This is a genomic window from Paenibacillus sp. GCM10027627 (genome assembly GCF_042675505.1).
Taxonomy (GTDB): Bacteria; Bacillota; Bacilli; order Paenibacillales; family Paenibacillaceae; genus Pristimantibacillus.
The window spans coordinates 1-2,977 of the sequence record NZ_JBHTHB010000014.1 but is presented as its reverse complement, the minus strand read 5'-3'; the positions used below and the strand labels follow the sequence as shown (position 1 = coordinate 2,977).

The window sequence follows — 2,977 nt, the reverse complement described above, 5'->3', positions numbered from 1 at the left end:
TGAAAACTGGATACGAAAGTTGCTGAAACGCTTTAGCTGTTTGTTAGGATAAGCCCTCGACCGATTAGTATTCGTCAGCTCCACACATTGCTGTGCTTCCACCCCGAACCTATCAACCTCGTCGTCTTCAAGGGGTCTTACTAATTGGGAAATCTCATCTTGAGGGGGGCTTCACGCTTAGATGCTTTCAGCGCTTATCCCGTCCGTACTTGGCTACCCAGCGGTGCTCCTGGCGGAACAACTGGTACACCAGCGGTACGTCCATCCCGGTCCTCTCGTACTAAGGACAGCTCCTCTCAAATTTCCTACGCCCGCGACAGATAGGGACCGAACTGTCTCACGACGTTCTGAACCCAGCTCGCGTACCGCTTTAATGGGCGAACAGCCCAACCCTTGGGACCTACTTCAGCCCCAGGATGCGATGAGCCGACATCGAGGTGCCAAACCTCCCCGTCGATGTGGACTCTTGGGGGAGATAAGCCTGTTATCCCCAGGGTAGCTTTTATCCGTTGAGCGATGGCCCTTCCATGCGGTACCACCGGATCACTAAGCCCGACTTTCGTCCCTGCTCGACTTGTAGGTCTCGCAGTCAAGCTCCCTTATGCCTTTGCACTCTTCGAATGATTTCCAACCATTCTGAGGGAACCTTTGGGCGCCTCCGTTACATTTTAGGAGGCGACCGCCCCAGTCAAACTGCCCGCCTGACACGGTCCCTCTACCGGTTTCACGGTAGTAGGTTAGAACTCCGATACGATCAGGGTGGTATCCCAACGTCGCCTCCACACAAGCTGGCGCTCATGCTTCTAAGGCTCCCACCTATCCTGTACAGATCGTACCAAAGTCCAATATCAAGCTGCAGTAAAGCTCCATGGGGTCTTTCCGTCTTGTCGCGGGTAACCTGCATCTTCACAGGTATTAAAATTTCACCGGATCTCTCGTTGAGACAGCGCCCAAGTCGTTACGCCATTCGTGCGGGTCAGAATTTACCTGACAAGGAATTTCGCTACCTTAGGACCGTTATAGTTACGGCCGCCGTTTACTGGGGCTTCGGTTCACAGCTTCGGATTGCTCCTAACCGCTCCCCTTAACCTTCCAGCACCGGGCAGGCGTCAGCCCGTATACTTCGCCTTACGGCTTCGCACAGACCTGTGTTTTTGCTAAACAGTCGCTTGGGCCTTTTCACTGCGGCCCCCTCGGGCTATTCACCCTACCGAGGCACCCCTTCTCCCGAAGTTACGGGGTCATTTTGCCGAGTTCCTTAACGAGAGTTCTTCCGCGCGCCTTAGCATGCTCTGCTCGCCTACCTGTGTCGGTTTGCGGTACGGGCACCTAGATCTCACTAGAGGCTTTTCTTGACAGCCGGAGTACATGACCTTCGCTACTGCAATTTTCGCTCCCCATCACAGCCCAGCCTTACAGTTGACGGATTTGCCTATCAACTAGCCTCACTGCTTGGACGGACTATTCCATCAGTCCGCGTCACTGCCCTTCTGTGTCACCCCATTGCTCAAACAATCTTCGGTGGTACAGGAATTTCAACCTGTTGTCCTTCCACTACGCCTTTCGGCCTCGCGTTAGGTCCCGACTTACCCTGAGTGGACGAGCCTTCCTCAGGAACCCTTAGGCTTTCGGCGGACAAGATTCTCACTTGTCTTTTCGTTACTCATACCGGCATTCTCACTTGAATACTGTCCACCAGTCCTTACGGTCTGACTTCAACCTATATTCAACGCTCCCCTACCCAAGTACCTTACGGTACATGCCATAGCTTCGGTGGTGTGTTTAGCCCCGTTACATTTTCGGCGCAGAGTCACTCGACCAGTGAGCTATTACGCACTCTTTAAATGGTGGCTGCTTCTAAGCCAACATCCTGGTTGTCTGTGCAACTCCACATCCTTTCCCACTTAACACACACTTGGGGACCTTAGCTGATGATCTGGGCTGTTTCCCTCTTGACAATGGATCTTAGCACTCACTGTCTGACTCCCGGTAAGCATGTCTATGGCATTCGGAGTTTGACTAGACTTGGTAACCCTTGGCGGGCCCCGCATCCAATCAGTGCTCTACCTCCACGACACTCATAACCGAGGCTAGCCCTAAAGCTATTTCGGGGAGAACCAGCTATCTCCGAGTTCGATTGGAATTTCTCCGCTACCCCCACCTCATCCCCGAATTTTTCAACATTCGTGGGTTCGGGCCTCCAGTGCGTGTTACCGCACCTTCACCCTGGACAGGGGTAGATCACACGGTTTCGGGTCTACGACCACGTACTATGGCGCCCTATTCAGACTCGCTTTCGCTGCGGCTCCGGCTTTCCACCTTAACCTTGCACGTGATCGTAACTCGCCGGTTCATTCTACAAAAGGCACGCCATCACCCATATAGAGGGCTCTGACTTCTTGTAAGCGCACGGTTTCAGGTTCTTTTTCACTCCGCTCCCGCGGTGCTTTTCACCTTTCCCTCACGGTACTGCTTCACTATCGGTCACCAGGGAGTATTTAGCCTTGGCAGATGGTCCTGCCGGATTCCGACGGGGTTTCACGTGTCCCGCCGTACTCAGGATACACCTCGGAGAGAATGAATTTTTGGCTACAGGGCTTTTACCTGCTATGGCGAGCCTTTCCAGACCTCTTCGCCTAACTCATTCCTTTGTAACTCCATGTGAGATGTCCTACAACCCCAGAAAGCAAGCTTCCTGGTTTGGGCTAATCCGCGTTCGCTCGCCGCTACTGACGGAATCACTTTTGTTTTCTCTTCCTCGGGGTACTTAGATGTTTCAGTTCCCCCGGTATGCCTCTTACCAACCTATGTATTCAGTTGATAGTAACAGTCCATTACGACTGCTGGGTTTCCCCATTCGGAAATCCCCGGATCAAAGCCTGCTTACGGCTCCCCGAGGCGGTATCGTTGTTCGCCACGTCCTTCTTCGGCTCCTGGTGCCTAGGCATCCTCCGTGCGCTCTTACTAGCTTAACCTA

The 2,977-nt window shown here is 53.2% G+C and carries 1 rRNA gene; it reads right to left on the bottom strand.

Annotation, left to right across the window (positions count from 1 at the left end):
• Positions 1 to 44: 44 nt before the first annotated feature.
• Positions 45 to 2,975 (bottom strand): 23S ribosomal RNA (locus ACFQZE_RS24340).
• Between the last annotated feature and the right edge of the window lie 2 nt (positions 2,976 to 2,977).